We start from the raw sequence: 8,243 nt of genomic DNA, 5'->3' as shown, positions 1-8,243 counted from the left end.
CAGCGCCGCGTTCGACCTGCCCGCCAGAGGACCCGCCGCCAAGGCGTCCGCGAACCCCTCGCCCGACGCGAACACCGCGCCGTCCATGCCCATGCCCTGCTTCACGCACCACTCCGCGACCTTCGCGCTCGTCTCATAGCGCGTCGGACCGGCCACGCGCTCCGAAGCCACGCCCAGGGCCGGCAGCTGGGCGAAATCCACCCAATCCGACACGACCACGTTGCTGCCGACGATCACCGCCGACGAGAACGAGCCCGACCCGATGGCCGACACCGCGTCCGCCGACAGGCCCGACGTCGGGGTCGCCAGCAGGATCGGCGCCGCGTTCCTGTACGCGTACGAGCTGATCGACAGGGCGTCCGCATAGCCCTCGCCCGTCGCGACGATCAGCTTGTCCGACCAGTCGACGCCCAGACGCCTGCCCGCCTTGTACACCTCCACGTTCGTGTCGTAGCGGTTCGACCCCTGGATGCGGTCCACCGACAGGCCCATCGACCGCAACTCGGAGGCCGCCGCCGCGCTCACGGCGACCGTGCTGCCGATCACGACCGCCTTGCTCGCGCCCGACGCACGGACACGCTCACGCGCCACCGCGTTCAGACCACCCGAACCCGTCAGCACGATCGGCGCCTTCAACCCGCCCGCCAGGGACGAGGCCGACAAGGCGTCCGGGAAGTTATCGCCCGACGCGACCACCACGTACTCCGACCGGCCCGGGAACCCCGCCGACACCACCGCGCCCATCGTCTCATAACGCGTCGCGCCCGCAAGACGCTTCAACGCGCCCTTCTCGGCCTGTTTCCTCGTCCAGTGCGCGTACAGGGTGACGTTGCCGTTCACCGGGGCGGAGAAGTCGTACTCCTCGCCGCCCGTCCTCTCCGTATACCAGCCGTCGAACACGTAGCCGTCACGCGACGGATCCGCAGGACGGGACACCGGCTTGCCGACCTCCACAGACTGCGACGACACCGACGAACCACCAACCGAATCAAACCAAACCGTAGCATGCGACGGCGCCGGCACCGATGGAGGGTCTATGGTAGCGCCCTTGGTGAGACTCATGGCAGCAATATATGTGCTGTCATTACCTCCGACTTCGAAGAAGTAGTAATAGGCGTTGGGGTCGCTCGCCGATACCGGATTGTAGTTTTTATCCATCCAGCCTGCGTTGCCAGTTTTGATTCCGAGTGTGAGCTTGCTGGCATCGCAGTTTGCTGGCGCGACCATTGTCCATTCTGAGTTCGTGTCTACCGTGACTGGCTCGGTCGGTATCTGTCCATTCCGAGCCCAAACCAGACAATCGGCCTGTTTGGTTTCTTCCTCGGTCCAGGATTTTGGCTTGGCAAAAGAAACGGAGGCTTGAATGCTGGAGTCGTCATCGGATGTGACAGGCCAAGTCAGTACGGAATAATCATCGGAATATAATGGGCTGCCGATGGTCCATCCGTAGGGAACCGTATTGTTGTCGGGAGAAGCGTTTTCGTCTCCACGCATCGAATACGTCACGCCATTGCGGAAGTCCACGGTTCGACTCGTCGCGCTGCCGTCCGACCATGAGACGCCACTGATAGTGAATTTCAGGCCGTTAAGTTCATCGACCGAATGTTCGATGCCAGTGATATTCGCGCCGATAATATCCCACCTATAGTTTTTCGTCCCATTAGTGAGAGCATAAGTGACTTGCGATGTTGCATCTCCTGCAATGAAAAAAGCATGGACATACGTCCAGCCGGCAGGCACATTGTTGAGTTTTACTTTACCGGACAGGCCGCTATCATCTGGATGATAGATTTGGCCGATATCGGTCGTCGGATCATTGATCTCGCCCTTGCTGGGGTCGAAGTCGTCATAGCGGGTGCCGCCGATGGTGATGTAGGCGCCCTTGGGGTAGCTGTCCGCGGTAGCCGCCGCGGTGCTGACGCCTCCGCTCGCGGCGTCCGCAGCGACCGCGGTTGTGGCGACGCCCGCCATGGGCAGCGCCATCGCCACGGTGGCGAGGAACGCCACCACGGTCTTTCCTATGCGTTGCATGAGATTCTCCTCCTTCTTCGGAAGTCGCACTCGTCTTTCTAACCGAGCGTAATCATCATGGTAATACCCGCCCATGCCGGCACCCGTGGGTTCTACGCTCCCGCGGCGTGCCGTCCATCGGGACTCCGTCCGCGATACGGGCAAGGGCGCGGGTATCATGTGCGGCATACGGAACCAACCGATTCATGGATGAGAGAAGAACATGATGAGTGTAGTACGTCGGGCAATGATGGTCGTCGCCGCCGTGGTCAGTACGTTGGCGATGTGTCTGACCATGGGCGTCACCGCGCAGTCCGCCATGGCCGCCGCGTCGGATGACGCGAACGTGAAGCAGGCATTGGAATACATGAAGCAGCTCAACGAGCTGCGAGCGAAGCGGCGCACCGGACTGACGGCGTCGCAGATCGCCTCCGCCAACGGCGTGAGCTCGTCGATGATCGCCTCCGACACGGCGACCGGCGACCCGGTGCCCGCGCTCAAAGTCAACTCGGATCTGATGAAGTGGGCGCAGACCCGCGCAGATGAGCTTGCGGCGCAGGGCGGCATCAACCATGACAACGAGTACAACGGTGCTCCCAGTTGGGCGGAGGAGTCCAAGTACAATCTGGGCGAATCCCCGTACTACCAGTCCGGCACCTACATATTCGGCCCGGAGGCGCTCGCCATGGGCTACCCGGACTACGATTCCTCGCATAATCCGATCGACAGCTGGGCGGAGGAGCTGCAGACCGGCGAACAGGGGTACGGCCATTATCTGACCGAAGTGAGCAAGCTGGCCGACGTGGCCGGCATCGGCGTGGCTAAGGTGAGTGGCGGCGACTGGGATGGTGCCACCATCACCGTGCTCGAAATCGGCTACGTGGGCAACAATTCCGGCCGCGGTACCACCCAGACCGTCGAGGACGCGCTGAAGCAGTACGAGACGTCGGAACCGACGAAGTACTGCGGAGTGACGTACGATGGAAACGGTTCGGGCTATTCCTCGGCGGAGGCGCTGCCTTGCGGAAGAACCACCAACAAACCGGAAGACCCCACTCGCGACGGCTACACGTTCGACGGTTGGTATACGGCCAAGACCGGCGGCACGCTCTACGATTTCAGCACTCCGGTGACGCAGAGCATCACCCTGTACGCGCATTGGACGCAGAACACGCCCGAACCATCGAGCACATACACCGTGAAGTTCAACGCGAACGGCGGTAGCGGCAGCATGCCGGACCAAGTGGTGGACCGGACCACGGCCACGTCGCTCAACAGGAACCAGTTCACGCGCACCGGCTACTCGTTCAAGCGGTGGACCACGTCCGATTCGACGGAAGGCTGGTACGGTGACGGTGAGACGTTGAGCAACGAGCCGGTCTCCGGCGACGTGCTGAACCTGACCGCGGAGTGGACCGCGCACACGTACACGGTGGAGTACAAGGCGAACGGCGGCAGCGGTACCGTGCCGGGCCAACAGACGTTCACCTATGATGTGGCGCAGAATCTTGCCGGATCGGGCTCTCTGGGGCTTCATCGCGACGGGTACACGCCCGCCGGCTGGAACACTCGCGCCGACGGTACCGGCACGCATTACGATCTCGGCCAGTCGGTCTCGAACCTGACTGCAACGGATGGCGCGACCATCACCCTGTACGTGGAATGGCAGGCCGACCAGTCCGAGTACCTCACCGTGAAGTTCCACGCGAACGGCGGTGAGGGTACGATGCCCGACCAGCGCGTGCGCCGTGACACGGCCACTCAGCTCAACAAGAACACGTTCACGCGTACTGGCTACAAGTTCGAGAAGTGGACCACGTCCGATTCGACCGAAGGCTGGTACGGTGACGGCGAGACGCTGAGCAACGAGCCGGTCTCCGGCGACGTGCTGAACCTGTACGCGCAGTGGACGCAGCAGACGTACACCGTGTATTTCAACGACGCGGATGGTACTCCCTCCCAGCAAGTGCTTGGCGGCGACAAGGCCACCAAGCCGGCCGACCCCGTGAAAACCGATTACCAGTTCCAAGGCTGGTACCGATATGTCAGCTATGGTTCCACCTACGAATACGAACCCTATGACTTCAATACGCCGGTAACCGAAAATGTCTACGTGACCGCCCTGTGGAAGGGCGATCCGCGTACCGTCACCTATGATGCAAACGGCGGCACCGGCAAGATGGGCGTGCAGCGCTTCGAATACAACGACCGCGTCCAGTTGAAGGGCAACCAGTTCAAGAACAACGGCAAGACATTTATCGGCTGGAACACCAAACCGGATGGCACCGGCACCAGCTATATGAACGATCAGCTGCTGGGTGAGCCCGACAGCAGCGTCGGATACACCGGCGACAGTCTCACCCTGTACGCACAATGGACCAGCGCCACGCCGGTGAGTGTGGACACGGTCGAAGGCGAGGCCGGCAAGGGGTGGACTTGGGCAGACTATCCGAGCACCGCCACCGTACGCTTCTCCGACGGCAGCAGCGTACAGGCGCTGGCATTCTGGGATCCCACACGCATCCAGAAGTCCGGTCTCGACAAGCTCACATGGGGCCAGTCGATGACCTTCGACAAGGGCGAGGTGAACGGCTATCCGCAGCTTGACGCCAAACTGCATGTCACGGTGAAGGACCTCATATCGCCGCAAGATACCGTACGTGGCGATACCGTGGTACATCAGGGGGACACGACCTTCTCGATAACGCAGGGACTGTACGCGTATGACGATAAGGACGGCGACGTCACCTCGCGTATTCAGGTTGATGATGACGGCGGATTCGACGTCAACGCCATCGGCGACTATCACCTGAACTATAGCGTCTCCGATCGTGCTGGCAATGTCACCAATTACATCACGCGCACGATTCATGTGGTGCCAGCCTCCACCAAGCTGGTGACGGTCCGATTCGTCCCCAATGATGGTCGGCACTCGACATATGAACAGGTGTTCGCCAAAGGAGTTGCGCAGAGCCTCTCCACCAGATATCTCAGTAAAGACGACTATTCGATGAGCGGTTGGAACACCGAGTCGGATGGCAGTGGGAAAAGCTATGCACAATACACGTCCGCATCCTTCGACTCGGACACCACGCTGTACGCGCAGTGGGATATCGCACAGCTCACTCTCTATTTCATGGCGAACGACACCCATGCCGGGTATTATTCGGAACAGAAACAGGCTGGCCGCCATGAATCGATCACGCTGCTTTCGACGTTCGGGTACAGCATCAAGGGATACCATCTGGCATCGTGGAACACCAAGTCGGATGGCAGCGGAGATAGCTTCGCACTCGGACAAACCGTCTCCGATTGGTATGAGAAAATGACCCAGGAGGGTGAGTCGTCCTCGCTTTACGCCCAATGGGAGCCGAACTCGTATACCGTCCAATTCAAAGCGAACGGCGGCTCAGGCACGATGGCCAGCCAGCAGATGACCTACGATCAGCCGGCCGCCTTGCGCAAGAGCACGTTCACGCCGCCGACCGGTCTCTCCTTCATCGGCTGGAACACGAAGGCCGACGGCACCGGCACGGCATACGGCCCGATGCAGTCGGTCGCATCGCTGGCGGAAAGCGGCACGGTCACGCTGTATGCGCAGTATGGTTCCGTCTCGATTACGGATATCGTGGTGGCGACCCCGCCAAACAAGCGCCAATACGCGCTGAACGACACCCCGGATTACAGCGGGCTCACCCTCACGGCGAAGCTCTCCAACGGTGAGACCCGCACGCTGAACAGGGGCGAATACACGGTGCTCGTGCCGGATATGACGACCTCGGGCCGCAAGAGCATCGACGTGAAGCTCGCGCACGACCCGAACATCATGACCACGTTCGACATCTACGTGGGAACGACAGCGCCCACCGTCGGCACGGCCTCCAACGTGGCCGACAGCAGCGAAGCGCCCATGAACTATGTGGTGAACCTCAAGAAGTCCGCCACCAGCGACGATCTGGTCCGCGCCAAGCAGGGCGCGCGCGCATTGGACGCGTACCTGCTCATGGGATATGACCAGCTCGACTCGTTCTTCGTGCAGGCGCGCACCACCACGTTCGGCACCGACTTCGCCCAGTGGGCCGCGAGGAACAACATCCCCGTGGACTCGGTGGCGCCCACCCGCAACGACGACGAGCCGTTGCGCGCCGATGAGGTGCGCAGCTCGGACGTCGCCTCCAGTGAGGTCGCCTCCGCCACCGTGTGGGATTCCTCCAGCATGGCGGACATCCCCGCGTCCGACTACAACTCCGACCCGAAGTCCGACACCGACAATGCATGGGGCATCGGCGCTGTCGGCGCCGACAAGGCCCATTCGGTGAACGTGCCGTTGCGTCCGACGCTGGTCGGCGTGATCGACACCGGCATTTACGGCAACAACCAAGAGCTCGCCGACCAGATCGACGCAAGCCGTTCCGTCAGCTGCGTCGTCAACGGCGTGCCGGAGCAGGGCACGGATCCGGCAACCGGTCGACCGCTGTGGTGGGGTGACAAGAAAGCGTTCTACGCGGATTATGGTGAGACCCACGGTACGCACGTGGCAGGCACCATCGCCGCCGCCAACAACGGCGAGTGGGTGGACGGCGTCTCGCCGACCTCGAAGGTCGCCTCCATCAAGGTACTGCGTGAAAACTCCACGTGGACCGAGCAGGAGGTCTGCGGATACATGTGGGCCGCCTCGGCGCACATGGACGTGACCAACGCGAGCCTCGGCAACTACACGCCGGACTTCCCGGACAGCGACCCGGTCGCCGCCGCCGGCTACGAGGTGCTCCAGCGCGCGGTCGACTACGCCACCGGTCAGGGCGTCGTCAACGTGGCCTCCGCGATGAACGAGGATCTCGACCTCGACAACCTCCAGCCCACGCAGACCTACGGTCTCAACCGTTCGCACGAGTACCACGCGCCTGAATTCGGTCCGGGCGCCACCAGCGATTCCGGCTCGACCTCGTCGTCCACGTTCGGCTTGCAATCGTCGAACGGCATCGGGCTCGGTACGGACACGTCGCTCGCGGCGCAATCCGCAGGCAAGGGCGTGGTCACGCCCGCCATGTTGGACGGGGTGATCGCCGTCTCCTCCGTGGAGAAGACGAAGGCCTATTCCAACGATCACCTGATCCGCTCGTCGTTCTCCAACTATGGCGCGAATTCGATTGATGTGGCGGCCCCGGGCTCGAACATCATGTCCAGCTGCAACGGATTCAGCACGTGGCCGGTTTGCGTCTACAGCGGCACGTCGATGGCGTCGCCGCACGTGGCCGGTGTGGCCGCACTGCTCAAGGCCATCCACCCGGACTATTCGCCGTCGCAGATTACCGCACTGCTCAAGAAGCAGGCGCGCGAACTGTACGGTCAGCTGGAAGCGCCGACCGACGGCAAGGAATACCGAGGCGCCGGTCTCGTGAACGCCTACGCGGCCGTGACCGAAGACCAGCCGGAGGCGACTTACAGCATGCAGTATTCGACGGACGGCGGCAGTACATGGAAGGATCTCGCCGGCGCGACCATCACCGGTGCGGCGAAGATCCGCATCACGATGGATGGCCCGCTCACGTGGGCCGGATACACCACAGGCGATAGTGCCGATGGCCAGGCGTTTGCCGGCGGTTTCCATGAGCACGCCCAGTACGAGTTGGATGTCGATTATTCGGCATTGACCGATGCATCGACCAAGTTCGTGCAGATTATGACCAAAGGCCGTAATCAGGATTCCACATTTGACGATGTCAACTACACCGTGAACTACACGGCCGGCCAGAAGCCCGCACCGCCTGAACCCACATACTATACGGTGTCGTTCGATGCGCGTGGTGGTTCGCCTACGCCGCAGACGCAGCGTGTGGAGTCGGGCAAGGCGGCGTCCCAGCCGGCTGTGCCGACGCGTAGCGGGTACACGTTCGATGGCTGGTATACGGCCGCGACCGGCGGCGCGAAGTACAGCTTCGGCTCGGCGGTGACGGGGAACATCACCTTGTATGCGCATTGGACGGAGGTTCCGCCTGCGCCGACGTACTACATGGTGTCGTTCGATGCGCGTGGTGGTTCGCCTACGCCGCAGACGCAGCGTGTGGAGTCGGGCAAGGCGGCGTCCCAGCCGGCTGTGCCGACGCGTAGCGGGTACACGTTCGATGGCTGGTATACGGCCGCGACCGGCGGCGCGAAGNACAGCTTCGGCTCGGCGGTGACGGGGAACATCACCTTGTATGCGCATTGGACGGAGGTTCCGCCTGCGCCGA

2 protein-coding genes are annotated in these 8,243 nt (G+C 62.2%); one reads left to right on the top strand and one right to left on the bottom strand.

Going from position 1 to position 8,243, the window contains the following annotated elements; genetic code table 11:
- Nucleotides 1–2,031, bottom strand: a 2,031-nt coding sequence (locus Uis4E_RS11735) for a cell wall-binding repeat-containing protein (protein WP_165784930.1), incomplete at its 3' end; no start/stop codon positions are given.
- Between the two features lie 202 nt (nt 2,032–2,233).
- On the opposite strand from Uis4E_RS11735, the gene Uis4E_RS08790 reads away from it, so the two are divergent.
- Nucleotides 2,234–8,243: InlB B-repeat-containing protein (locus Uis4E_RS08790; RefSeq protein WP_133125437.1), on the top strand; the 6,010-nt coding region annotated here is incomplete at its 3' end.

Source organism: Bifidobacterium parmae (assembly GCF_002860365.1).
GTDB lineage: Bacteria > Actinomycetota > Actinomycetes > Actinomycetales > Bifidobacteriaceae > Bifidobacterium > Bifidobacterium parmae.
Note: the sequence above shows the minus strand (reverse complement) of the source record. Positions and strands in the feature narration are given on the sequence as shown.